Source organism: Nitrospinota bacterium (assembly GCA_016217735.1).
GTDB lineage: Bacteria > Nitrospinota_A > UBA7883 > JACRGQ01 > JACRGQ01 > JACRGQ01.
The window spans coordinates 1-24212 of record JACRGQ010000052.1; the positions used below are offsets into that span (position 1 = coordinate 1).

The 24212-nt window shown below is 59.0% G+C and carries 25 protein-coding genes and 1 other RNA gene; 16 read left to right on the plus strand and 10 right to left on the minus strand.

The features are described from left to right. Nucleotides 1–211: 211 nt before the first annotated feature. The 14 genes from ffs to HZA03_08560 all read left to right on the plus strand — a co-directional run bounded on the left by ffs (nt 212) and on the right by HZA03_08560 (nt 12373). Nucleotides 212–311: signal recognition particle sRNA small type (gene ffs / locus HZA03_08495), an RNA gene on the plus strand. Nucleotides 312–338: 27 nt separating this feature from the next. Further along, nucleotides 339–2009 carry a DNA polymerase III subunit gamma/tau gene (gene dnaX / locus HZA03_08500; protein MBI5637993.1) on the plus strand — a complete coding sequence of 557 codons (1671 nt, stop codon included), beginning with the start codon at nt 339–341 and terminating at the stop codon, nt 2007–2009. Further along, a complete protein-coding gene (locus tag HZA03_08505) occupies nt 2009–2323 on the plus strand; it encodes a YbaB/EbfC family nucleoid-associated protein (GenBank protein MBI5637994.1) in 315 nt (104 codons plus the stop codon). Before dnaX ends, HZA03_08505 begins: the two co-directional genes overlap by 1 nt. A gap of 5 nt (nt 2324–2328) precedes the next feature. Continuing rightward, nucleotides 2329–2925, plus strand: coding sequence for a recombination protein RecR (gene recR, locus HZA03_08510; GenBank protein ID MBI5637995.1), 597 nt, complete (start codon nt 2329–2331; stop codon nt 2923–2925). 38 nt (nt 2926–2963) lie between these two features. Continuing rightward, the gene (locus HZA03_08515) at nt 2964–3971 is read left to right on the plus strand and encodes a 2-oxoacid:acceptor oxidoreductase family protein (GenBank protein MBI5637996.1); all 1008 of its coding nucleotides are present in this window, start codon (nt 2964–2966) and stop codon (nt 3969–3971) included. Then, the gene (locus tag HZA03_08520; GenBank protein MBI5637997.1) at nt 3968–6265 is read left to right on the plus strand and encodes a pyruvate synthase; all 2298 of its coding nucleotides are present in this window, start codon (nt 3968–3970) and stop codon (nt 6263–6265) included. The genes HZA03_08515 and HZA03_08520 overlap by 4 nt, the downstream gene beginning before the upstream one ends. Nucleotides 6266–6285: 20 nt before the next feature. After that, nucleotides 6286–7569, plus strand: coding sequence for a cytochrome c3 family protein (locus tag HZA03_08525; protein ID MBI5637998.1), 1284 nt, complete (start codon nt 6286–6288; stop codon nt 7567–7569). A gap of 7 nt (nt 7570–7576) precedes the next feature. After that, nucleotides 7577–7885, plus strand: a complete 309-nt coding sequence (locus HZA03_08530; GenBank protein ID MBI5637999.1) for a hypothetical protein — start codon at nt 7577–7579, stop codon at nt 7883–7885. Between the two features lie 44 nt (nt 7886–7929). Next, nucleotides 7930–8553, plus strand: coding sequence for a hypothetical protein (locus HZA03_08535; GenBank protein MBI5638000.1), 624 nt, complete (start codon nt 7930–7932; stop codon nt 8551–8553). A gap of 12 nt (nt 8554–8565) precedes the next feature. Then, nucleotides 8566–9234: a hypothetical protein gene (locus HZA03_08540; protein ID MBI5638001.1), complete on the plus strand. Its 669-nt coding sequence runs from the start codon at nt 8566–8568 to the stop codon at nt 9232–9234. After that, a complete protein-coding gene (locus HZA03_08545; protein ID MBI5638002.1) occupies nt 9167–9802 on the plus strand; it encodes a UbiX family flavin prenyltransferase in 636 nt (211 codons plus the stop codon). The genes HZA03_08540 and HZA03_08545 overlap by 68 nt, the downstream gene beginning before the upstream one ends. Continuing rightward, nucleotides 9802–10596: an MBL fold metallo-hydrolase gene (locus tag HZA03_08550; GenBank protein ID MBI5638003.1), complete on the plus strand. Its 795-nt coding sequence runs from the start codon at nt 9802–9804 to the stop codon at nt 10594–10596. The genes HZA03_08545 and HZA03_08550 overlap by 1 nt, the downstream gene beginning before the upstream one ends. Before the next feature lie 9 nt (nt 10597–10605). Then, the gene (locus HZA03_08555) at nt 10606–11748 is read left to right on the plus strand and encodes a hypothetical protein (GenBank protein MBI5638004.1); all 1143 of its coding nucleotides are present in this window, start codon (nt 10606–10608) and stop codon (nt 11746–11748) included. A 124-nt stretch (nt 11749–11872) separates the two neighbouring features. After that, on the plus strand, nt 11873–12373 hold the full coding sequence (locus HZA03_08560) for a hypothetical protein (protein ID MBI5638005.1): 501 nt from the start codon (nt 11873–11875) through the stop codon (nt 12371–12373). Between the two features lie 41 nt (nt 12374–12414). Here HZA03_08560 and flgM read toward each other — a convergent pair whose 3' ends face one another. From flgM to HZA03_08580, 4 genes are all read right to left on the minus strand, one after another. Further along, entirely contained in the window at nt 12415–12753 is a 339-nt protein-coding gene (gene flgM, locus HZA03_08565) for a flagellar biosynthesis anti-sigma factor FlgM (GenBank protein ID MBI5638006.1), read from the minus strand. Nucleotides 12754–13011: 258 nt separating this feature from the next. Further along, nucleotides 13012–14325 (minus strand): fibronectin type III domain-containing protein, encoded by a 1314-nt coding sequence (locus HZA03_08570; protein MBI5638007.1) that lies wholly within the window; start codon nt 14323–14325, stop codon nt 13012–13014. Further along, nucleotides 14322–14993: a phosphoribosylanthranilate isomerase gene (locus tag HZA03_08575; protein ID MBI5638008.1), complete on the minus strand. Its 672-nt coding sequence runs from the start codon at nt 14991–14993 to the stop codon at nt 14322–14324. The genes HZA03_08570 and HZA03_08575 overlap by 4 nt, the downstream gene beginning before the upstream one ends. Before the next feature lie 4 nt (nt 14994–14997). Beyond that, nucleotides 14998–15537 carry a hypothetical protein gene (locus tag HZA03_08580; protein MBI5638009.1) on the minus strand — a complete coding sequence of 180 codons (540 nt, stop codon included), beginning with the start codon at nt 15535–15537 and terminating at the stop codon, nt 14998–15000. 143 nt (nt 15538–15680) lie between these two features. On the opposite strand from HZA03_08580, the gene HZA03_08585 reads away from it, so the two are divergent. Then, a complete protein-coding gene (locus HZA03_08585) occupies nt 15681–16139 on the plus strand; it encodes a cyclic nucleotide-binding domain-containing protein (GenBank protein ID MBI5638010.1) in 459 nt (152 codons plus the stop codon). Here HZA03_08585 and tilS read toward each other — a convergent pair. Together tilS and HZA03_08595 are read right to left on the minus strand one after the other, a co-directional pair. Then, on the minus strand, nt 16123–17517 hold the full coding sequence (tilS, locus tag HZA03_08590) for a tRNA lysidine(34) synthetase TilS (protein MBI5638011.1): 1395 nt from the start codon (nt 17515–17517) through the stop codon (nt 16123–16125). The two genes, HZA03_08585 and tilS, sit on opposite strands and share 17 nt — an antisense overlap. A gap of 1 nt (nt 17518) precedes the next feature. Further along, on the minus strand, nt 17519–18616 hold the full coding sequence (locus tag HZA03_08595; GenBank protein MBI5638012.1) for a response regulator: 1098 nt from the start codon (nt 18614–18616) through the stop codon (nt 17519–17521). A 66-nt stretch (nt 18617–18682) separates the two neighbouring features. Between HZA03_08595 and HZA03_08600 the strand changes: the two genes are divergently transcribed. After that, a complete protein-coding gene (locus HZA03_08600; GenBank protein MBI5638013.1) occupies nt 18683–20077 on the plus strand; it encodes a sigma-54-dependent Fis family transcriptional regulator in 1395 nt (464 codons plus the stop codon). 2 nt (nt 20078–20079) lie between these two features. Here the strand turns inward: HZA03_08600 and HZA03_08605 are convergent, their stop codons facing one another. The 4 genes from HZA03_08605 to HZA03_08620 are packed head-to-tail and all read right to left on the minus strand — an operon-like array spanning nt 20080 to nt 24018. Next, complete coding sequence (locus HZA03_08605) at nt 20080–21207, minus strand: glycosyltransferase family 4 protein (protein ID MBI5638014.1); 1128 nt, start codon at nt 21205–21207, stop codon at nt 20080–20082. Between the two features lie 5 nt (nt 21208–21212). Next, the gene (locus tag HZA03_08610) at nt 21213–22571 is read right to left on the minus strand and encodes a UDP-glucose/GDP-mannose dehydrogenase family protein (protein MBI5638015.1); all 1359 of its coding nucleotides are present in this window, start codon (nt 22569–22571) and stop codon (nt 21213–21215) included. A gap of 3 nt (nt 22572–22574) precedes the next feature. Further along, complete coding sequence (locus HZA03_08615) at nt 22575–23687, minus strand: NAD-dependent epimerase/dehydratase family protein (protein ID MBI5638016.1); 1113 nt, start codon at nt 23685–23687, stop codon at nt 22575–22577. Between the two features lie 22 nt (nt 23688–23709). Further along, on the minus strand, nt 23710–24018 hold the full coding sequence (locus tag HZA03_08620; protein ID MBI5638017.1) for a hypothetical protein: 309 nt from the start codon (nt 24016–24018) through the stop codon (nt 23710–23712). Nucleotides 24019–24212 lie beyond the last annotated feature (194 nt).

Genomic DNA, 24212 nt, shown 5'->3' on the forward strand with positions numbered 1-24212 from the left:
ATTAGCGGCAGGCACGGCAATCTTGCGTGCATCAACCCTCATTTTCCGGTGCTCTCTTTTTCCGGTGGGTACATGCTCTCAGCATGTACATCGGCCCGTAGGGCCGACCTGCCCCCTGTCATGCCGGTCTTGAACCGGCACCCCCAGTATTTTTTCGTGCATCGTTTATCTTTTGTGCTATCATCTGCACTCTGTTCAGGGAAATTGTGTTTGCCGGGTCTTACGCGACCCGATCCTGCTAACCCCGCCAGGTCCGGAAGGAAGCAACGGTACGCGGAGTGTCGGGGGCGCTGTAAGGGTGCCCGGCATTTTTTTTGGATTCCCCCTATAATGACGGCATGATGGAAGACGCAAGCGGAAAAAAGTCCGGCTATCAGGTGATGGCCCTCAAATGGCGTCCGTCGACGTTCGCCGAGGTCGTCGGCCAGCAGCACATCGTCCGCTCCCTCTCCAACGCCATCAAGCTCAACCGCATCGCGGGAGCCTACCTGTTCTGCGGCACGCGCGGCGTGGGCAAAACCTCGATGGCCCGCATTTTCAGCCGCAGCATCAACTGCGAAACCGGCGCCACCATTACTCCCTGCGGGACGTGCCAAAACTGCCGCGAGATCGCCGACGGCAATTCGATGGACGTGGTGGAGATAGACGGCGCGTCCAACAACGGCGTGGATAACATCCGCGAGATACGCGATCATTTGCAGTACGCTCCGGTGAAATGCCGGATGAAGATATACATCATCGACGAAGTCCATATGCTTTCGGGGGCGGCGTTCAATGCGTTCCTCAAGACGCTGGAGGAGCCGCCGCCGCACACCGTATTCATCATGGCCACCACCGAGCAAAGCAAGCTCCCCGACACGGTGCTCTCCCGCTGCCAGGTGTTTGAATTCCGCGCGCTATCCGATCAGGAAATCGCCGGCCGCCTCCAAAAAATAATCGATAGCGACGGCATTAAGATCACCCCCGGCGCGCTTCTGATGATCGCCCGCCGCGCCGAAGGCTCGATGCGCGACGCGCAGTCGCTGCTGGATCAGGCGGCTTCGTATGCCGCCGAGTCCATCGACGAAGAGCTGCTCGGCATGGTGCTGGGGCTGGTCTCGCGCGAGAAGATGTGGTCCATCCTGGGGGCGGTGACGCGCAAAGAGGTGGACGAAACCCTGCGGCAACTGCACGACCTCTACTATGCCGGATTCGAGGTGGCGGTGATCGTGCGCGAGCTGTTCGAGGCGGTGCGGGCGCTCACCATCGTGAAGGTGAGCGGCGCGCCCGAAAAGATATTGAAGGAAACCGATGACGCGCTGGCCGCCATGAAGCAACTGGTGGAAGGGGTCACGCCCGGCCGGTTGCAGCAGTATTACGATATTCTCCTGCGCGCCAAATCGCAGGCCGCCACGGCGGGCAATCCGCTCTCGGTGCTGGAAATGGCGCTGATTAAAATGGTGCGGCTGGACGATGTGCTGCCGTTGGCGGAGTTGCTCGAACGGCTCAAGGGGATGCCCGCCGCCGCGCCGCAGCCGCAGGCGTCCGCCGCCCCCCGCTTTGCGCCGCCATCCGCGCCGCCGCGCCCGGTGTCGACAGGAGCGCGCCAGCCTGCGCCGGCCCAAAATTATGATGCGCCGCGTCCCGCCGCCGTTCCCGCCGGGGGCGATCCGTGGGAGGCCATCCGGGCGCTCATTAAAGAGAAGAAGCCGTTGCTGGCCGCGTCGCTCGACAAAATGGTTTTCAGCATGGAAGGGGAGAAGGCGGTGCTGGGCTATCCGGAGGATCAATCGTTCATCCGCGACCAGTGCGAGCAGAACCGCGCCCTCATCGATGAAGTGCTGCAATCGGTGACCGGACGGCGGCTGAGCGTTGTTTTCAGCGCGGCCCCCAAGGCGATGCTGAAGGAAACGCAGGTGAAAAAACCGGCGGTGGATAACGCCATGCGGCGGCAGATGCTCAACGAGCCGATTATCCAAAAGGCGGTCGACCTGTTCGACGGCACCCCCGGCTTTGAGGACGAACGCTGATGCGGATGCTGGGGGATATGCTGCAAAAAGCGCAAAAGATGAAAGCCGGGATGGATGAAGCCCGCGCAAAGATGAAAAACCAAACCGTAGAGGCAGAATCGGCCAACGGCGCGGTGCGCGTTGTCGCCAGTTGCGATAAGCAGATAGTCTCCATCACCGTTAATCAAGAACGCGCCGCGGCATCCGGCCGCTCCGTCGAAGAGCTGATCACCGAAGCGGCCAACGCCGCCCTGCAAAAAGCCGAAGCGGCGCTAAAAGAAGAACTCTCCAAAGCGATGGGGGCCGCCGGCCTCTCCCTCCCCGGTTTGTTTTAAAAAGCATGGAATCGTCCGCATCCGTTAAAAAGCTGATCGAGGAGTTTCAAAAACTTCCCGGCGTCGGCCGCAAGACCGCCGAGCGGCTGGTCTACGCACTCCTCAAAGACAAAGATCAGCGGGCGGCACAGCTTGCCCGAGCCCTGATGGAACTTGTTGAAAAGGTAAAGCTTTGCTCCTCCTGCGGGGGGATAACCGAGGCGGATCCGTGCGAGATATGCACTTCCGACAAGCGGGACAAAACGGTTATCTGCGTGGTGGAGCAGCCGCTCGACATTGCGCTTTTGGAGCGCACCGGCGGCCACAACGGCCTCTATCATGTGCTGGGAGGAACCCTCTCGCCACTGGATGGCATCGGCCCTGAAATCCTGCGTATTGAACAGTTGCTTAAACGGGTTAAAACAGATACGATCAAAGAGGTTATTGTCGCCACCAATCCAACCGTGGACGGTGAGGCCACAGCCCTTTATCTTGCAAAGGTGTTGCGTCCTTTGGGGGTAAAAGCGACGCGGATCGCCCGTGGTGTCCCCGTGGGGAGCGATCTTGAGTATGTGGATGAAATAACGTTGGTTAAGTCCATAGAGGGACGCAGGGAAATTTAAAAACTACTGGTTTTTGATATACGCGTTGGGAGAGCGAAATGCATAAGTTGCCTATCACAAACAAATTGGGGTTCTATGAAATCCGCATGGCGAGCATCGGCGGGTTCGGCGCGAACGTCGCCGGCAAAATGCTGGCCGAAGCGGGGGTATTAAAGCAGGGGTATAACGGCTCAAACTTCTCGAGCTACGGCTCGGAGAAAAAAGGCTCTCCCGTTTCCGCGTTCGTCCGCTTCTGCGCGCCGGATGTAAATGTCCGCGTGAACGCGCCGGTGACGGAACCGCACATGCTGGTGATTTTCCTCGAGGCGATTGCCAAAGCTCCCGGCATGCTTTCCGGCGTGACGGAAGAGACCACCGTGATTTTTAATACCCACAAGGATGTGGATACGGCGCGCGATTACCTGGGCCTTGCCGCCGGAACGCTTGTGGTGGTGGACGCCATGAAAATTGCGGTGGAGGAAAAAACCCGCGTCAACACGGCGCTGCTCGGCACCATGGCGGCGGTTTCCGGCTTTTTGAGCCAAGACGCGCTCAAGGAGATGATACGTGAAACCTTCGGCAAGAAATATCCCCAGACCGTTCCGTCCAACATCAAGACGTTCGAGCGCGGCGCCAGCGAATATGTTTCCAAAAAATTCGCCTACGACGGCAAGTATAGCGCGACGCCGTTTTCCCGCTCCGGCCAGAAATTGGGCTACCTGAACCAGCCAATCGGCGGGGTTATTCCGGCGGCGGGCAATTCGATGTTCAAGGATCTTTCCGCCTCGCGTTCCGGTTATGTGCCGGTGCTCAACCGGGGCAAATGCACCAGCTGCGGCGAATGCGATATCACCTGCCCCGACTACTGCTTTGAGTGGAAAGAAGAGATAGGCAAAAAGGGGAAACCCGAAATGGTTCTCCAGAAGATCCACTACCAGTATTGCAAGGGCTGCCTGCGCTGCGTCGAGATCTGCAAGTTCGAGGCGCTTACCACCCATGTGGAATACGAAGTCAACAAGTCCGTGATCGATAACGGTTACGTCAATGACATAAAGGAGATCGCATGAGCCACGCAACGTCCGAAGCCAAGACGGTCAAGCCGGGTACGGTTGAACAGGCGGTCGACTTCCTTAGCGGCAACGAAATGGCCGCCACGGTGGTCGCCCAGATCAACTACCATCTGATGGGATACTACCCGATTACTCCGTCCACGGAAGTGGCGGAATATCTCGATGAAATGTACGCCAATGGCGAACACGGCGTAAAAATGATTCCCGCCGACGGCGAGCACGGCGCGGCGGGCATTTGTTACGGCGCCTCCACCGCGGGGGGCCGCGTGTTCAACGCCACCTCCGCCAACGGCCTGCTCTATTCGATAGAGCAGCTGCCAGTGCAGTCCGGCACCCGCATGCCGATGGTGCTGAACCTCGTTTGCCGCTCGGTCTCCGGCCCGCTGGATATCCGCGGCGACCACAGCGACCTGTACAGCACGCTCAACCTCGGCTGGATCATCTTCTGCGCCAAGGATCCGCAGGCGACGTATGACCTGATCGCCGTCGCCACCAAGGTGGCGGAGCATATGGACATCCGCCTGCCGGCCATAGTTGCCAACGACGGCTTTTTCACCAGCCACCAGAAGCGCCGTGTTTACCGCTTCGCCGCCGACAAGGATTTGCAGGATTTCGTGGGACCGTACAAGTACGTTCACAGCTCGGTCGATCCGAACAATCCGACCACCTTCGGGCCGTATATGAACGATCCCGACCAGATCAACAACAAGAAGCAGCTTTCGCTGGCGATGGCCGCTTCCGTCAACGTCATTGATGCGGTGTACGACGAATGGGCCAAGCTTTCGGGCCGCCGGTACAGCCGTCTCGAGACGTACAAGATGGAAGACGCCGAAGTGGCTATTCTCATTCTTAACTCCGCCGCCGACACCGCCATGGAAGCGGTCGACGCGATGCGCGCGCAGGGGAAAAAGGTGGGGGTTCTTTATCCCACCGTGCTGCGCCCGTTCCCGGCGGAAGAGTTGCGCAAGGCCTGCAAGAACGTGAAGGCCCTGCTGGTGGCCGACCGCGCCGACGTGTATGGCGCGCAGGGGGGCGCGATGACGCTCGACGCCAAGGCCGCGCTTAAGGACGATCTGGAAAACAAGACCCTCGTGATGAGCCGCATCTACGGCTTGGGGGGCAAGGACTTCTTAGACCTCGATGCCATAGAGATGTTTAACTTGGCGTTTGCCGCCGCCGCAAAAGGAAAAGTGGACGTGGCGTACGACTATATCGGCGCAGAACCGGGTGATCCGTCATACAGCATACCGGGAAAAAATCCGCCGATCAGCAAGCAGGCTTCCACCCCCGGCATCGTCAGCGTGACCAAAGACGCGGCGACCGGTCAACTGGTGGTGAAAGGGGTGAAGCAGCGCGAACTGACCAAGCTGCCGACCCGCATCGCCCCCGGTCACGGCGCATGCCCCGGCTGCGGTATTTTCCCGAATATCAGCACATTCCTCAAGGGAATCGAAGGCCATGTGGTAATGCTCTGGCACACCGGCTGCGGCATGGTGGTCACCACCGGCTATCCCTCCACGGCATTCAATATCACCTACATCCACAACCTGTTCCAGAGCGGCGCGCCCACGCTTTCGGGCGCGCTTGAAATGTTCAAGGAGCGCCAGCGCCGCGGCGAGATACCCGCCGGCGAAGAGATCACCTTCATCATGGTGACCGGCGACGGCGGCCTCGACATCGGTCTGGGACCAGCCCTCGGCACCGCCATCCGTAACCACAAGATGATCATTCTGGAATACGATAACCAGGGATATATGAACACCGGCCACCAGTTGTCGTTCGCCACTCCGCTGGGGCACAAGACTTCCACCTCGAACGTGGGACCGAAGGAGGAGGGGAAAACGTTCCACCACAAGGATAGCGCGCAGCTATTCGCCGCCACGCATATCCCGTATGTTTTTACCGCCACCGAGAGCAATTACAAGGATCTCATCCGCAAGGCGGCCAAGGCCCAGTGGTACGCCCGCAACGAGGGGCTGGTCTTCGGCAAGCTGTTCTCCGTCTGCCCGCTCAATTGGGGGCATCCGGACGATATCGGCAACGATCTGTCGCAGCTGGTGGTTGATACCAACTTCTTCCCGCTCTATGAAGTGGAGCACGGCATCACCACGCTTAACCACGACCCCGAGGAAAAAGGGGTTAAGAAGGATGTGACCGAATGGCTGGGGAAAATGGCCAAGACCAAGCATTTGCTGAAGCCGGACAACAAACCGCTGGTTGACCAGTTCCGCGCCGAGGTGGAGCGCAGGTTCCAGAGGATTAAGGCGATGTCGCAACATCCCTTGTTGTAAAGCCTTTATCATTAGGGCATATGCAAGGGTGGTTGGGGGGTTTTAAACGGTTCGAGAAACGCGGGGGGAGGCTTGCCCTTTTGACGGCGGTGTTTGCCGCCGTTTCCATTCTTCCGGCGTATGCCACCGAGACCGAAACCGAAAGCGTCTGCATCACCTGTCACACGGAACTCGAGGGGGAATTGCAGGCCCCCGCCGTCGAATGGCCGAATAGCGCCCACGCCAAAGCGGGGGTGATGTGCCAGGACTGCCACGGCGGCGATCCGGGCGACATGGAATTGGCGATGAAGACCAAGGGGTATCAGCCGCGCCCCAAGCGGGACGAGATCGCCAAAATGTGCGCGAAATGCCACGCCGATCCGCTCAGGATGCGGCAGCACAACCTCCGCACCGACCAGTTCGATCTTTACTCCGGCTCGGTGCATGGCAAAAAAATGGCCGAGCACGATATTGAATCGGCCACCTGCGTCGACTGTCACGGCAAACATGAAATACGCAAAATTGACGATCCCCTCGCCTCGGTTAACCGCGCCAACGTGGTGCAGACGTGCGGCAAGTGCCACAGCGACCGGAAGATCATGGAAAAGCGTAAAATCCCCCTTAATCAGTACGAGCTTTATAAAGGGAGCGTTCACGGCCAGGCGTATTTTGAGCGGCACGATTTGGGGGTGCCCACCTGCGTGAATTGCCATGGCAACCACGGCATCCAAAAGCCTCAGCAAATGACCACCCGTTTTGTTTGCGCCGAATGCCATGTCGAGCAGGCCGACGCCTACAAAAAGAGCCGCCACTGGGCGGCCGCGCAGGAAACCGGCAAGCCGCTTTGCATTCACTGCCATGGCAACCACGGCATTGCCCGCCCCTCCAGCGAAAAATTCAACACTCCCGGGGATACCAACTGCCTTTCCTGCCACGCAAAAAATTCGATCCAGATGGAGGGAGCGGCGGCGCTGTTCACCGCGACAACAACCGCCAAGGAGGCGCTGAGCCGGGCGCAGGCATCCTTCAAAAGCATGCGGGAGTGGAGCGGCTCCGGATTCGAGACCAGCCAGCTAAAAGCGAATCTCGCCAAGGCTGAAAAAACGTATGCCGGGATGCGGACCGCCGCCCACTCGCTCAATGTGGCGGCGGTGAAGGCCGATGGCGACGCCGTGAAACAGATCAGCGCATCCATTACCACCGAGGTGGACCGGATGATGAGGGAATTGCGGATTCGCAAGATCGGCCTTGCCGTCACATGGCTTGTCGCCATCCTCTTTTCCGCGGCGATCTGGCAACGCGCGCGCTACTGCAAGAGGGATTAACCGCTTCGTGCCGGCCGCGGACGCCCCCCCGTTTTTCACTCCCGGCCTGGAAGACCGGATTGAGTCCCATGCCGTTGCCGCGCGCGGCAACGGCCGCCGGGTGAACGCGTTTACGGCGGCGTGGCACCTGTTCCTCGCGCCGCTTTTTTTGTTCGTTTTTCACCTGTTGCTGCGCGGCCGGTTTTTTTCCGGCTACGCGGGGTTCCGCGAAAGCGTGCATACGGCGGCGTTTCTCTTCGCGGTGAACGCGCGGGTGTACGAGCTTACCCATGCCGATCCCGCCGAACTCGGCCGGATCCGGAAGGAATTCGATTAATTTCTTTTAGCCTGCCGGTGTTGCCATATAATGAATGGAAAGCGATGATGGATATTCTAACGTTTTTTTATCTTCGCGCCGCACGGCCGGCGATTTGCGCATTTTTCGCCCTTCTGTTGACCGTTGCGGGGGTGTTTCACATACTGAAGTTGCACTTCACCGTGGCATTGCTGGCCGATAACTGGCGTGAATACCTGCTGCACTGCGCGGCGGGATTGCTTTTCGGCTGGGTGTTCGCGGAAGCGATGTTCGCCTATGCGCGCGCTTGGCTGGCCGATCTGCGGAGCAATTTTCCCATTGGCCCGTCGCTGGCGCTTATCGCGCCGGTTGTCTTTTTGGTGACGCTTCACCAGACGCGCTATTTCCTCAATGATGGCCCCGCCACGCTGGCGATGGCGGCGGGTGTGCTGGCGGCGGGATTATTTGGGGGGCGGAGCGCCGTGGCGGGCATCGACATTCCGGAATCGTTCCTCACCCTTATTGAAGCGGGGAAGATGGACGGCGATTTTTCGGTCGGCATAGTGAATTCGCTCCATGCCATGGATCAATATAACCCGCGGCTGTTCAGCGTTCTCGCGGCCATCCACCGGCAGCGGGGAAACGTCCGCAAGGCCGGTTTTGCCGCCCGCGTCGCGGCGCTATTGCACGATGAGCGCCGGGAAAAATGATATAATTCCGGCATGCTGAAGAGGGTTGTTCCGGTTATTGCCGCCGTGGCCGTTTTTTCATGCGGCGCGGCCTTTGCCTTTACATCCGGCCCCGTGGCGGCCATGCAAACGCTGGTTGTCCACGCTTCCGGCGCGGCGACCAGCGGCGTACATGCCAGTGGAGCGGTAACGCCTACACCCACGCCCACCCGTCCCCCCACAACGTCCGCTCCGGTAATTTCTCCGCCCACGCTTCCGGCGGCGCCGTTCCCCTCCGTGACGGCCGCGCCGTCCGCTCCTTCCGAGGGAACCGTCAGTCCAGCCCGCGGCGGCTTTGGGTTGGCACGCGGCCGTGGCGGCTCCGGTGAAACAATGGCCACCGGCGAACTTCCCGCGCGTAACGTGGCGGTGGCGCTGCTGAACGGCGGCCAAATTTCCGCCACGCGGATGCGGATGGGGTTGCACAATACCCTAACCGTTAAAAGCGGCAAAACAGTGGTTGCCGTTGCCCTTGCACAGGTCTCCGGCATTGAATTTGGCGAAAAAGATTTGGGGCGTTTGGCGGTTACGGTAAATATGCTCGACGGCTCGGTGCTGGAAGGGAATGTGTATCCCGGCGCCGTATTCGAGTTTGATGGAAAAGGGCGCGTCATTACGACGCGCGCCGAAGAGATCGCCACCATTATTTTCCCGGCGGAGTAGCGCGGCTTTGGGTCCCGTGGTGCTGGCGATTTCCGGGGCTTCCGGCGCCATTTATGGCAGGGAGATATTCGACCGTCTGCTCGCCGCCGGCGTGGAAATTCAGGTGATCGTCACTTCCACCGCGGAGCATATCCTGCGCGAAGAACTGGGGTTGTCGAAAGAGTATTTCCTGAACAAACCGGGCGCGGCGCTGCTGGACAACGGACGTTTCAACGTGCCGGCGGCCAGCGGGTCGTTCCTCACCCGCGGAATGGTGATTGTTCCATGCAGCATGGGTTGTCTGGGGCGTATCGCCGGCGGCATTTCCAGCGATTTGGTGGAGCGGGTTGCCGATGTGCATCTGAAGGAGCGGCGGAAACTTATCATCGTCCCGCGCGAAACGCCGCTTTCCGACATCCATCTGGAGAATATGCTGCGCGCAAGCCGCGCGGGAGCAACCATCATGCCGGCCATGCCCGCCTTCACCCACCGCCCGCGGGGAGTGGATGATCTCGCCGCGTTTATCGCCGGGAGGGTGTTTGACCATTTGGGGATACCCCAAAATTTCACGCCGCGGTATTCGGGCTGATGGCGGTCCGTTCGCTGCAACTTCTTTTCCTGGGATCCGGCACTTCGACTGGCGTTCCGATGATCGGCTGCGGGTGCGCCACCTGCCGCTCCTCCGACCCGCGCGACAGCCGCACCCGCTCATCGGTGCTTTTCCGGTGGCATGATGGCGCGGCGGTGCGGCAAGTGCTTATCGACACGTCCACCGACCTCCGGTTCCAGGCGTTACGAGAAAAACTTAACCGCATCGACGCGGTGCTCTTCACCCACGCGCACGCCGACCATGTTCACGGGCTGGACGAGCTGCGCAGTTTCAACTTTATCCAGAAATCCAACATCCCCTGTTATGGCAGCGCGGAAACGCTGGGGAAAATAAAGACCCGCTTCGATTACATTTTCGATCCGCATGGCTACGAGGGGGGCGGCCTGCCGAAGCTGAGCCTCCATCCCGTTGATGGCGATTTCGAGCTGTTCGGGATGAAGATAACGGTGTTGCCGGTGCGGCACGGCCCCGCGCGCGTTTTCGGGTACCGTATCGGTTCCATCGCCTATATTACCGATTGCAACGAAATACCGGAAGAAACGATGCGCAAGGTGCGCGGCGCGCGCCTTTTTGTGGTGGGGGCGACGCAGCGCAAGGCGCATCCGACGCATTTCAGTCTCGGCCAGGCAATTGAAGCCGTCCGGGCATCCGGCGCGCAAAAGGGATTCATCACGCATATGAATCACGATCTCAAACACAGCGAGATAACCGCCAAACTTCCGCCGGGCGTTGCGTTGGCCCACGACGGGTTGCTGCTGGAAGAGGAATTGTAGGCGCGCGCCATGACCCCAATCAACCTGCTGTGCATTGCCGCCCCGTTCGGCCTTTATTTTCTTCCCTATGGATGGGTATTGGGCGGGGCGGGGGCATTGGCCATTGCCGCCGCGCTGCCGGTGCTTTTGCCGCTGGAAAATCAGGATCGCGCGCAGGAACTGTTTATTTCCACCGTCGCTTTTTTTGCCGCGCTCGCCGCGAACCGGCAGCAGCCGATGCTGGCATATTCCGCGCTGGCGCTTTGGGGCGGCCGGCGGTTGATAGGCGCTGGCGGATTGGCGCGGGGTTTGCCATGGCGGCGGTTTGCGGCCGCCTGGCTCGCCGCTTTCGCTCCGCTGGCGTTGGGCGCGTTTTTTGGGGAGATGAGTTTTTCCGGGGCGGCGCTCGGCGCGCTGGCGCTGGCGGCCGTTTCCCGCCTGGTGACGGAGCGTTTGGCGCCCAATTCGCGGGGGATGACCGGGGAAGCCGCGGCGGCGGCGCTCATGGCGGTTATCGCCACATTGCGGCCCGAAAACCTCGCCTTCCTGGGCAGTCCTTTCTGGGGACTTGTGTACGGCGTTTTCTGCGGCGTCTTCTTTTTCAGGCTTGGCTTGTTGGATCGTTTTGCCGCCTGGCTTTTTGCGCTCTGCGGCGCCGTAATTTACATTACGGCGGGGCGTGAACTGTTTCTATTTTATTTACTTTTTTTCGCGGTGTTCGAAGCGGGAGGGCGGTTACCGCACCGGCATTCAAATGACGCCGCATCGGTTCCCATGGCCCGGAGCGTCTTTGCGGCCGCCTCCATGGGGGCCGCCGCCATTGCCCTTCTTTCGGCTGGTGCATCCGATCCCTTTCCATTTTTCTTCGCCATCGCCGGAGGTTTTTCCGCCGCGGTCTTTGGCGCATGGGCGGGATGGGAGGAGTATTCCCCGTTGCGGCTTCTGTTTGGTTTTTGGGGATCGGCGCTTCTGGCCTCATGCGGTTGGCTTTCCTCCTCTTACCCGGCCGGAGCCGCGCCGCTGGTGATGTTCACCGGCTTTGCGGCGGCGGGAGCCTACTACACGCGCGGTCTGCTTGCTTCTCCCGAAAACGACAGGAAGTGGCTGGAGTACGCGTTCGGCGCGCTAACGGCGGTGTTTCTTTTCAAGGCGTTTACGGCCTATCTGGTGTAATTGCGTTTGTGCCGCTTTGCTAAAAGGTGGTATAAAAGGGAAACGGCGGGAAGGCTTGCAAGGCCGTTTGCCGGCAGGCGGATAACCGTTGCGTGGCATGCGGGGAAGGGTTTTAGGAGGAAGAGTGAAGCAACGCATCATCATTGTTTTCGCCATATTCATGGCGGTTTTCGGTCTTTCTTCGGCCAGCGCTTTTTCCCGGTTGCAGGAAAATCTGGTTGGCTTGCCGAACCGTTTCGCTGTTACGGTCGCCGATTTCGCCGCCGACGGGGGTTTTACCCCTCAAAGCGTCCGTGACATGGTGGAACAGCAGTTGCGGGCCGCCGGTTTTACGCTGGCATCGGAAAACAGCGCGCCGCCGCTAGCCACCGTTCAGGTGATGGTTGTGCGCCATGATGACCCCTCGGAGGGGAAGATTTATATGCTGGACGTGAATGTTTATAATCGCTCGACGCTGAATACCACCTACCGTCTGCGTATGGGAACCATCTGGGTGATGGGCTCGGAGAAGGTGGCCGCGGGAAATGAATTTCCAAGGGATGTCGAGGGGAAATTGAGCCAAATGCTGCGCTATCTGGTGCAAGACTACTTTGCCGCGAATCCCAACGAAGGCGGCAAGCAGTAAGGGGGAGGGCGCTCAGCCGGCGCTGAACCCGGCGAACCCCCTCAACCGTTCTTTACGATGTCTTCGATTATCTTGTTGGCGATCTTGTCGCTGCTCACATAGTAGGTGCCGTTATCGACCTTCTGTTTCAGCTCGGCGACCTTCTCGGCGCGAAGGTTGGGGCTTTTCTTGATCTGATCGTGAATTTTGGCAACTTCCTTGCCCAAATCCGAAACCAGTATCTTTTCGCTTGCCCCCTGCGCTCCCTGCGGCGTGGAAGCCACCTCTTTGGCCTGCGCGGCGTTGCTGGCGTAAGCGGCCTTGCCTTTTTCGGCGGATTTGCCGGTGTTACCCAGCCGGTCTTTCTTTAAGTTGCTATTGTCAGAACCTGTTACTTTCATGGTAAGCCACCTCCATCACATTATTGCGTCCGTTCAATCTTTCCTGGCGGGCTGTTCACCCCCGCCGGGAAGAGCACTCTTTTATAGTTCTCCGGTTGCTTTATCGGCATTGTATCAGAAAACTTTAGGGGGGTGTTTTTTAGGTTGAAGCGCAACGCTTTGATAATAAAGAGGTATTTGGCTGCAAAAAAATTATTGCATGTTCCTTATCTCTCACTACTTTTCGGCGTACCCACCTGAAACTTAACGGGGAAAAATTTACCGGCTATTTTCGGTGATGATAAATTTGCGTGTGGCTGTGTTGGTGCGGGAAAAAACATAGCTTGAATGCCGGTTCATGTCGATCCGCCGGTTTTTGGCAATATCTATCAGGGTCATTTTCGGGTTGCCGGCCATTAATTTCCACGAGAGGGTTACCTGCCGGTTCTCGCCCCCCTGCACCACGGTGATCCAGCTTTTGGCGGCGCTATGCCGGATGTCTGAGCTGCGCCGGATGTCGGTCTCATTGTGGCGCACGAAGTAGACGGAGAGGTGTTGTGGCCAGGAGGGGGGTTCGGCGGTATTGAGGGCATCCAGCGCCATTTCCGTTTCGGGTATGATGCCGAGGTAGTTGTCGGTGTCGCGGTAGGCGCCATCGGTGGCGGAAAGTTTTACCAGCCAGCCGCCTCCGCCGGTTCCATTGGGAACTGCAACGGGACTTTGTTCTTCAAAAATCCTCGGTTCCGCCTGGGTGGGGGGGATCACCAAGTCCAGGCCGCTGTCATGGGCGTTAAAGACCATATAGCCGTGGAATGGGAGCAGTGTGCCGACCTTTTCATAGCCTCCGGCGGAAAAATCCCAGACTGCGGGGCCGAGATAGGGAGCCGCTTCGGGATTTTGGGCCAAGACCTCTCTCCAGTCAACGGGATAAAGAAAGGGGGAGCCGACCAGGTTCCAGCCGCTGTTGAGGCGGATATGGAACGGGGCGGCGCCATCAATCGTTTTGCCGGAAAGGAAGAGATCGGTTTTGTCCGCGGCGATGAACCAGTAGGCCTTGCCCGGTTCGATGCTTGCGATGGCGGTGAATTCCTTGTATCCCTCTTTTTCCAGGGAAAATATCCGCCACCGGGCCGCGTCGTAACGGGGGAGGTAGCGGAAAATGTCTTGCGCCGATTGGCCGCCGGTGGAGTAGGGTATGGTGAACAGGATGTAATCGGCCGCTTTCGCTCCCCCTTTGACGGTGATGGTTTTGTAGCCGTAACCGCTGGGGGCGAGTATCCGGGTGAGCGCCGCCGGAGACTCGTTTCCCGCGGCGTCAAGCGCGGTGACGGCGAAACTGTATGGCTGACCATTGATCAGGCCGGTGAGGCGGACGAAAGTGTCCCGCACCGGCGTTTGGTTGATTTTGGAAAAGCGGCCGTCGGTGGCTTTGAGGTAGAAATTGTATCCCGCGCAGCCGGAAACGGCCCGCCATTCGATCCGGGCGGACGATTCGCCGCTTTCGGCGCTCATGATGGCGGGCGGAGCGACGCTGGCGGGCGCGTGCCGGGGCACAAGCAGGGCGATGGCCGCCGCCACAAGCAACCGCTTCATTGTTTATCCTCCAGGGCCAAAAAGAGCGCATCGATCTTTTCCCTCGATTTTACCCCCGGTTTAATTTCCACGCCACTGGCGAGATCGATTCCCCAGGGAGCGAGCGCCGCCGCCTCGGCGGCATTATGCGGGCCGATGCCTCCGGCCAATAGTATTTTTACGCCGGGATTTTCCCTGATTATCGCTTCCGCGAGGTTCCAGTCGCTTTTTTTTACGCTGCCGCCGAACATCTTCGGCACTTTCGTGTCGAGCACAAAACCGTCGGCTCCGGCGGACAGGTATCCATTAATGAGCGCGAGGAATACATCGGCTGTTTTATCCGGCTCCGCCGTCATCGGCAGGTGGATCGATTTGAAGACCGGTATCCCAAACCGCTTGCGCACCTCAGCCACGGTGGCGGCGTTCTCGTTCGCGGTAAGCTGGAAAAATCCGGGCGTCAGCGTCCGCGCGATTTCACCGTAAAGTTCCATTGGCGCGTCGGCGGTCAGGGCAAAAGTATTTTTAGCGTTCACGGCGAAAAGCGGCTTGGCGTTTTCAATTGTCTGTGTGCGGGGCGAAGAGGCGACCTCCACCACCACGCCGCAGAAATCGGCTCCGCGTTTGAAAGAGTATTCGATGTCGGCGGCCCGTGTTTGGCCGCAGAGTTTGACGGCGGTTTTTCTGGTCAATGCCTTAAAACGATTCCAGCATGCCGCTCACCTGTTTGCTGCGGTAGAAGCTGGTGCTGGCGGCGGACATGATGTTGCCGTTGCGGACGTCGATCATTTTCACCACCAAGTCGACATCGCTCCCTTTCTGCAGGTCGGAGAGGATGCCGACGATGAGGGCGTCCACCGCCAGGGCCTGCCCCAACTTGATGGCGCTTTCGGTGTTGAGCGTGCCGTTGTACTTGATTCCCTGCGCTTTTATCGCGGTGGCCACTTCGCCGTCCGATGGGGCGGTGAAAAGCGCCTTCTGCGATGTTATCTCCATGAATTTCCCGGTAACGTATTTGCCCAGTTGGCTGGTCTTGCCGTTTTGGTTTACGAAGTCGAGCACGGCGGCGCGGCGGGGGCGGCGCAAGGCGTTTTGTGCCAGTTGATCGGCCAGCAGGCCCAGTTTTCCGTTGAAATAGAGGGAATCGGTGACCGGCGGCGGCAGGGGTTCCTTCGAGCAGGATACGGCGAACCCAAGCAGGAACACAACGACCGAAACCAAGAACACCCGCTTCATATTGCGTTTATGTTTACCATAGCAGTCGCCCGAATACAATTATTTATGTCGGGTTGCGCCGTGCCGGGCGGGAAACGGCGTGGGAAATGTTACAATGGCATCCGCCAGCATTGACTGATGTGATGTTAATTTGGGGAGGGATTATGGAAGCAGCGGAACTTGAAAAATATATTCTTCTGCTCAAGTCGGTGGACTTTTTCAAGCCGTTCACCAACGAAGAGCTTGCCGAACTCCTCAAGTACGCGGAAGTGAAGAGGTACGCCATCCAGGAATACATCATGAAGGAAGAGACGGTTGAATACACGTTCTACGTCCTGCTGAAGGGGAAGGTGAACGTGATCAAGGACGACCCGTTGAAGAGGCGCAAGGTGAAGATCGCGCAACTGGGAACGGGCGCCTGCATGGGTGAGATGGCGATGCTGTTGGACGGCCGCCGGAACGCGAGCATTGTGGCGGCGACGGAGAGCTATGTGTTCAAGGTGCATGCCAAAGAAGTGGAGTATATGGCGCTTGAAACGCAGCTCAAGTTTATCAAGCGCGTCGCGGTGAACATGGCGCTGAAACTCAAGGATCAGAGTGCCACGCTTATCGAGGCGCTGTAGCGGCCCCCGGCCGCAACTGGAGTTTCAGTATCCGCTTCGTTCCCGGGGTGATCTTCACCCGTTCCGAAAGCCGGACTCCGGCGATCCACAATACTTCATTCCCCGCGGCCAGCAGCGGGATACCATCCCGTTCCCAGCGGGGGATTTTCGCGTCGATAAAAAATTTTTTGAGTTTCCGCGTTCCCGGCGCGCCCAGCGGGGCGAAGACGTCGCCCGCGCGGCGGTTGCGGATTTCCGCGCCCGGGGGGAGCATCGCCGCGTCGATGTAGACGGTGGCGCAGGCGGGGTCGTACGAGTGCGGCGGCCGATCCGTTGTCTCCACGCCGACCGCCGCGCCGGTTTCGGCGATGGGAATATATCCGGACGGGGGGAGGGGATAGGCGAAGGGGGGGATGGCCAGCGGCGCGCGGATGCAGTAAAAAACGCCGTGTGCGGCGTATGCGCGTATCCCCTTGAGGGAAATTTCACCGTGCGGCATATTCCCCGCGGCGAGATGGCGCAGTCCCTCCAGATGGTCGAAGGTGACCCCCATCAGGTGCTTGCGCGCCGAGCCGAGCGCGCGGCGTATCACTTCGCGTTGCAGGGCCACTGGCAGCGGGGCAAAGCGGGCGCACGGGAACGAAAGCCCCCCCTCCGGCAGCCGTGTGCCGATGGCGGCCGCCGTTTCCTTGGCGGTGGCGGCCAGAAATTCCTGTGCATCGTGGAAGATGGTTGCCGTCTTGAGGAGCGCGGCGCGCACGGCGGGGTTATAGTCCCGTTCCAGATAGGGGATGAGCTGGTTGCGCACCCGGTTGCGGGCGTATTTGTTGGCGAAGTTCGAGCTGTCAGTCCGGTAGGGTTGGCCGATTCCGTCGAGCCACGCCAGAAGATCGGCTTTGTGTACGCCGGTGAGCGGGCGTACCACATGGGCGCCGCGCGTTTTCGGCAGGCCGGAAAGCCCGCGCGGTCCCGCGCCCCGGAGCAGGTTTAGCAGAAACGTCTCCGCCACGTCGTCGGCGGTGTGGGCGGTGGCGATCACGTTGGCGCGCCCCCGCTCCACGGTGCGGCGGAAGATGAGATAGCGCAGGTCGCGCGCGGCGGATTGCACCGATCCCCCCGCCGCATCCATATAACGTTCGAGATGAATCCGCTGTTCGTAATAGGGGACGCCAAGCCGCGCGCAGAGTTCGCGGCAGAAGCGGGCATCCTCATCCGATTCGGCGCCGCGGAGGCCGTGGTTGATATGCAGCGCGGCGATTGATATGCCGAGCCGGGTTCGCAGTTCGTGCAGCAGCAGGAGCAGGGCGGTCGAGTCCGGCCCGCCGGAAACGGCGGCGCAGACGGTTTCACCGGGTTTTATCAACTGTTTGGCGGCGGTCAGCACCGCTGATTGAATCACATCAGTCCTTAAAACGGCTCAGTATGTTGATAAAATCCTGTTCGATGGCCTGGTAGGCTTCCACCACGGCGGGGTCGAAGTGCGTACCGATCCCTTGCATGATGATCCGGTGTGTCTCCGCGTGCGGTATGGGGGGTTTGTAGATGCGTTTGGAGATGAGGGCGTCGTACACGTCGGCCAACGCCATGATACGCGCCGCGAGAGGTATCTCTTCCCCTTTGAGATTGGCGGGGTAGCCGTTCCCATCCCATTTTTCGTGGTGGCAATAGGCGATTTCCTTCGCCATATGGAGAAACGAGCTGTTGACCGTAAGGCGTTTCTCCGATTCTTCAAGCGTCCAGCCGCCGATGACGGAGTGCTGTTTCATAACCTCAAACTCCTCGGCGGTGAGCCGTCCCGGCTTGAGCAAAATGGCATCGGGGATTCCCACCTTGCCGATATCGTGCAGCGGCGAGGCCCGCTGAATTGTCATGATGAACGCGTTATCCACCATGTCCCGGTATGAGCCGTTCTTCCGCAATTGCACCGCGAGGGCCCGCGTGTATTCACGTATCCGCTCCAAGTGTCCGCCGGTCTCGGGGTCACGGTGTTCGGCCAGCTTGGCGAATCCGAACATCGCCAGGTCGCGGGTTTGTTCGATTTCGACGGTTCGTTCCACCACCTTGATCTCCAGAGATTTCTGAAGGGCGATATTTTCGTCGAAGGCATGTTTGAGCCGGAGCATCGAGCTTGAGCGGGCCTTCAGTTCCAGCTCGTTCACCGGTTTGTTCAGGTAATCGTTGGCTCCGGCGGCAAGCCCGGCGATGAGCTGTTCGTCGGTTTTCCGGTCGGCGGTGAGCAAAATGACCGGCACCCGCTGATTCACTATTTCGCGCACTTTGCGGGTGAGGGTGATGCCGTCCATTTCCGGCATCCGTATGTCGGTGACGATGAGATCGATGTCCTCTTTGTGTTTCTCGACGAGCCGGAGCGCTTCCAGGCCGCTGGCGGCCCGCAGGGTTTTCGCCCCTTCCATGCCGTAAATCATCTCCAGCAGTTCAAGATTGGACTCGGTGTCATCCACCAGCAAAACCAGGGCATTATTAAGTTGGCTGCTCATGATAAATAATCCTGCGGGATTCCTCTTATGTCTTATCCGCAAAGTATATTATCATTTGGGGATAGCATGGAAAACATATTAGTAGTGGACGATAACCAGGACAATCTGGACCTCATCAGCCTGATGCTGGAGCGCAACGGCTTCGGCCATGTCACCGCGCTCTCGGGCATGGAGGCGTTGGTGAAGATGGAAAAAGAGCCCTTCCGGCTGGTTATCAGCGATCTGATGATGCCGCAGATGAACGGCATCCAACTCCTGGAAAAGGTGAAAGAATCCTGGCCTGAAACCGAGGTGATCATCGTCACCAGCGTCGGCATCGTGAAGCCCGCGGTGGAGGCGATGAAGAAGGGGGCCTATAGCTATATCCAGAGGCCGTTTGACGATGATGACCTGGTGTTAGAGGTGAAAAAAGTCCTCGACTACGTGAATATGCGTAAAGAGAACACCAGTCTGCGCGAAGAGCTGGATCAGGTGCGCCATGGCAACCTGATGATCGGCAATACGCCGCTGATCCGGGCCATTCAGGAGCTTATCGGCAGCGTGGCCAACACCAACGCCACGGTGCTGATCATGGGGGAAAGCGGCACCGGCAAGGAACTGGTGGCCAACGCCCTCCACAACGCCAGCGGCCGGAAAAGAGGCCCGTTCGTCAAGGTTAACTGCGCCGCGCTGGCCGAATCGTTGCTGGAAAGCGAGTTGTTCGGCCACGAAAAGGGGGCCTTCACGGGGGCGATTGCCCAAAAGAAGGGGCGTTTTGAGATGGCGGACGGCGGCACCCTGTTTCTTGACGAAATAGGGGATATTTCTCCCGCCATCCAGGTGAAACTGCTGCGGGTCTTGCAGGAGCGCGAGTTTGACCGCGTGGGAGGTGCCAAGCCGGTGAAGACCGACGTGCGCATCGTCAGCGCCACGAATAAAAATCTGGCCGAAGAGGTTAAGCGGGGAAGATTCCGGGAAGACCTTTTCTACCGCCTCAACGTGATTTCCGTCAATATGCCCGCGTTGCGCGAGCGCAAGGACGACATCGCTGAGTTGGCCCGGTATTTCTTGGAAAAGTACAAGGCTGATGTGAACAAGAACATCGCGGGCATCACGGATAAGGCGATGCGGGCGCTTGTCAACTACGACTGGCCCGGCAACATCCGCGAACTGCAAAATGTGATCGAGCGGGCGGTGGTGCTGGCGAACAGGCCGATGCTGGACCTGGCCGACCTGCCCGACAACATCAGCAAAGGCCCGCAGCGCATTTCCATCGCCGCGGGCGAGGCGTTGCCGACGCTGAAAGAAGCCAAGCACCTCTTCGAGAAGCAGTATCTGGAGAAGGCGTTGCTGATGCACAAAGGGAACATATCGCGCACCGCCGAGAAGATAGAACTCGCCCGTAAAAACCTGCAAGACAAGATCAAGACCTACGAAATCGACATTGACCGGCTGCTTGAGGGAAAGGCGGAGGAGGGGTAGCGCTACGGGCGGACGGGGGTTTCGGCGTAGAGCGCCAGCACCTTTTTCATGACCGCGTCTTTGGCGTACCGTTCCAGCGCGCCGGGGAGGTTTTCCCGCGCTTTGTTTTTCGCCCCTTCCATGTCGTTCAGCACACGGATGATTCCTTCCGCCAGCGAGGCGTGGTCTTTCGGTTCAACCAGCGTGCCGTATTTGCCATAGCCGAGCTGTGCGGGGGTGCCGCCGGCGTTGGTGCCGATGATCGGAATGGCGCAGAGTTCGGCCATCATCATGCTGGTGGAACAGGTCTCAAAGTGGGAAGGGGAGAGGAACACATCGAAGCAGTTGAGCACGCGTGCCTGCTCCGCTCCGCGCTGGTCGCCCAAAAACTTCACCTTGCCGGCAATGTCAAGCCGCGTGATCTCATCTTCCAGCCGCTTTTTTTCGCCGCTATCGCCGGCGTGGACGGTTTCATCCCCCACCAGCAGCAAGCGCGCCTCCGGATGCTTTGCCAAAACGGCGGGCATCGCCCGCACCGCCTCCATCTGTCCTTTGAGCGCGTCAAGCCGCCCTAAAATGCCGAGCACGCGGTCGTTCGCGCTGAAGCCGAGGTTGTTTTGGCGGAACGCCTCGTCACGGGCCGGGCGGTAGATGCCGGTATCGAGGCCGTAGGCCACTATGCTTAATTGATCCTCCGTTATCGGCAGGTTTTTGAGGGCCGCCTCGCCCAGCACCGGCGAGCAGACGAATATTTTGCTGATGTGGCGGTATTCAAACCGATGATAGAGGTCTTTCTTCGGGCCGGGGACGAACATCTGGAGCCAGAGGAATACTTTTATGTCCCGCAACAATGTGGCGACGGGGATGACCAGCCCCAGGTCCTCGGTGTGTGTTACCTGAACAACCTTGAAGCCGTGAGACCGGATGATCCGCCGGAGTTCAATCATCACCCGGAGGTCGGCGTACGCGATGATCTTTTGGAACGCAATATGCGGAATGCCGTTAGCCGCGAGTTCGCGCTCAATCGGGAATCCCTTGCGGCAGACGAACAGCATCTCGTGCCCGGCGCGGTGCAGGTTGACGGCGAGGTCGTAAGAGTTCTTTTCCAGCCCCCCCCACGAGCGGGAGAAATTAATGTGGAGCGATTTCATCGGTGTCAGGCGTCCGCCGGGCGGTAGCCAATGCCGGCGTATTCGATGGAGGCAAAGTTTTCTTTTTTCAGCATTCGGCGGGTGTCGACCAAAAATGCGCGTTTCATGAGTGATGTCAGTTCGGGGGCGCTTATTTCCTTGAACTGCTCCCAGCGGGTTATGATGACGGCGGCTTCCGCGCCATGGACGGCATCGCGCCACGAGGGGGCATGGGCCAGCGTTTCGCAACCGGGATATTTATTGAATTCGCTTTTCACTATCGGGTCGAAGGCCGTTACCGCCGCGCCTTGCCGCAGCAGTTCGCGCACCAGCGGGATGGCGGGGCTTTCGCGCGTGTCGTCGGTTTCCGGCTTGAAGGCGAGCCCCAGCACCGCGATTTTTCTTCCGCTGAGGTTCCCAAGCCGGTTTGTTACCAGCGATACAATTTTGAAGGGCTGCGCTTCGTTGACACTTGTGATCTGATCCAAAATGCCCTGCCCCATCCCCTTGTGGTGGGCGAAGGCGGCCAGCGCTTTGACATCCTTGGGGAAGCAGCTCCCCCCGAAACCGCAACCGGCTTCGAGATAACTCAATATACCGGGGTTCACCCTCTTGCCGGCCACCACCGGGTTGAGGCGGTAATCAAGGTGTACCCCTTTCATCACATCGCGTATATCGATGCCGCCGATGGCGCTGGCGAGGTTGGCGATTTCATTCGAGAAGGAGATCATCAACGGCAGCAGGGCGTTGGCGGTGTACTTTATCATTTCAGCGGTGCGGGGATTGGTTTCCACTACCGTGGCGGAAGTCCACGCGTGTACCTGCCTCATCTTCTCCAGCGTTTTTGGGTCGGTGGCGCCGATAATGATGCGGTCGGGGTTCATGAAATCTTCGATGGCGCTCCCTTCGCGCAAGAACTCGGGACTGGAGCAGAGGCCGAATCCGGTTCCCGCTTTAAGGCCCGATTCTTTTTCAAGGATGGGCAGCACCACCGTTTCGGTGGTGGTGGGCACCACCGTGCTTTTTACCGTGATCACCGGGTAAGGCCCGGCGGTATGCAGCAGGCGGCCCAATTCCGCGGCGGCGGCCTTTACATAGGTAAGGTCTATCTCTTTGCCGTCAAAGGGGGTGCCAACCGCGAGGAAAATGACCTCGGCGCCGGTGATGGCCGCCGCCAAATCGGTGGTGGCGGAGAGTCGTCCGGCGGCGCGGGTTCGTTTGAGAAGTTCTTCAAGGCCTTTTTCGTGGATCGTGGGTGTTCCCGCGTTTATTTTGTCGACGATCTGTTGGGCCTTGTCCATGCAGATGACGGTGAAGCCCTTGTCAGCCAGACATGCGCCGGTGACCAGTCCCACATAGCCGCTGCCGACAACTGTTATTTTCATTGATTATTTTCCCATTTTAATCTGCGCACTATACCACAGCAGCGCGCGGCGCAGCCCTTCGCCAAGGCTCACTTTGGGATTGTACCCCAACAGGCGGCGGGCCTTTTCGATGGAAGGGCGGCGCCGGTCGGGATTATCCACCAGATAGTTTTTGTCCTCGCTCGTCCCGGTGATGAGTTTAAGCCCGCCGATGCCGAGTTCGCGTTCGGCTACATTCAGAAGCGTGAGCGCCATGTTACGTATGGAGATTTCCGGCGTTTCGATGCCAATGTTAAATGACTCGCCGTTATGGTTGGACAGCAACATCAGAAGGTAGCCGCTGATGGCATCGGCTATGTAGCAAAAGGTGCGGGTGGGGGAGCCGTCGGAAAGCATCACGATGTTTTGGCCGTTTAAGATGTTCTTGCAAAAGTCGGGGATGACCCGGCGGTCATCGATTGAAAGGCCCGGCCCGTAGTTGTTGAACGGGCGGGCGATTTTCACCGGCACGCCGCGGGACTGGTGGAAATTCACGCAGAGCGTTTCGCCGTAGCGTTTCGATTCGTCGTAGCAGGCGCGCGGGCCGGTGCAGGAGACAAGGCCGCGGAAATCCTCTTTGGTCGGGATGAATTCAGGGGGCGGGTCGCCGTAGATTTCGCTGCTGGAGAAAAAGAGGAAACTCTTGAGCGGCCGGGCCGATTTCATTTTTACCGCCGCGTGGTCAAGCAGGATGCGCAGGCCGATAACGTTGGCATCCATCGTTTCGATGGGGTATTGGCGGTAATACATGGGGGAGGCGATGGATGCGGCGTGGATGATGTAGTCGATTTCCCCCAGCGCGGCGGGATCGAATTGCGTGATGTCCGCTTTCACCGTGCGGATGGCGCCGCTTCGCTCAAACGGCGCAAGCCACGGAGGGACGCCCCGGATGAAGTTGTCCAGGCAGATAACGCGGCATTTATTTTTCAGCAGCGTGGCGTTTGCGTGGGCGAAGAAATTGATGAGGTAATAACCCAAAACACCGGCGCCGCCGGTGAGGAGGATGGTGGCGTCTTCCAGTTGTTGAATGCGTTCCCCCAGCGCGTCCGCGATTTCTTGCATATCGTTCGAGACAATGGTTGTATCCGATGTAGGCATATTCCCGTTTTCCGTGGAAGGTTTAGCGCGACGTTAAAACTGGTTGATTATAGCCCGAATAAAAGGATCTCTTCAATCGGCGAACACCGCGCTTCAGACGGGAAAGGCCGCAATGGCGGCACAGACCCGGTTCACGTCGTCGTCGTTTAGGCCGGTGTGCAATGGAAGCGACAGCCACTTCCCCACCCGGCGGAACCATCGCCTGCACCGCAAGGTGTACCGGCGCCGTGCCGCTGTTCATGGTGGCGACATTGGCGGGAGGCACGCCCAAAAAGGCGGCGGCCTCTTCGGCGCCGACGATTGAGCGGGAAAGACGGATTTTGCTCTTCATTCGCGACAGTCTATACCGGCGCATGCCCACGCCGAAACATTCAGGATGATGGGTGAGTACTGAAGTGCATCAGGCCGGTGCAATGTTTTATCTCACCAATGACACGGTATTGCACGGATTGCGTTACATGAAATAGCTAAGTCTTTGTTAAGAAGCGGCGTCAGCTTGGCTCATAAATTGCATAAATTTTATGG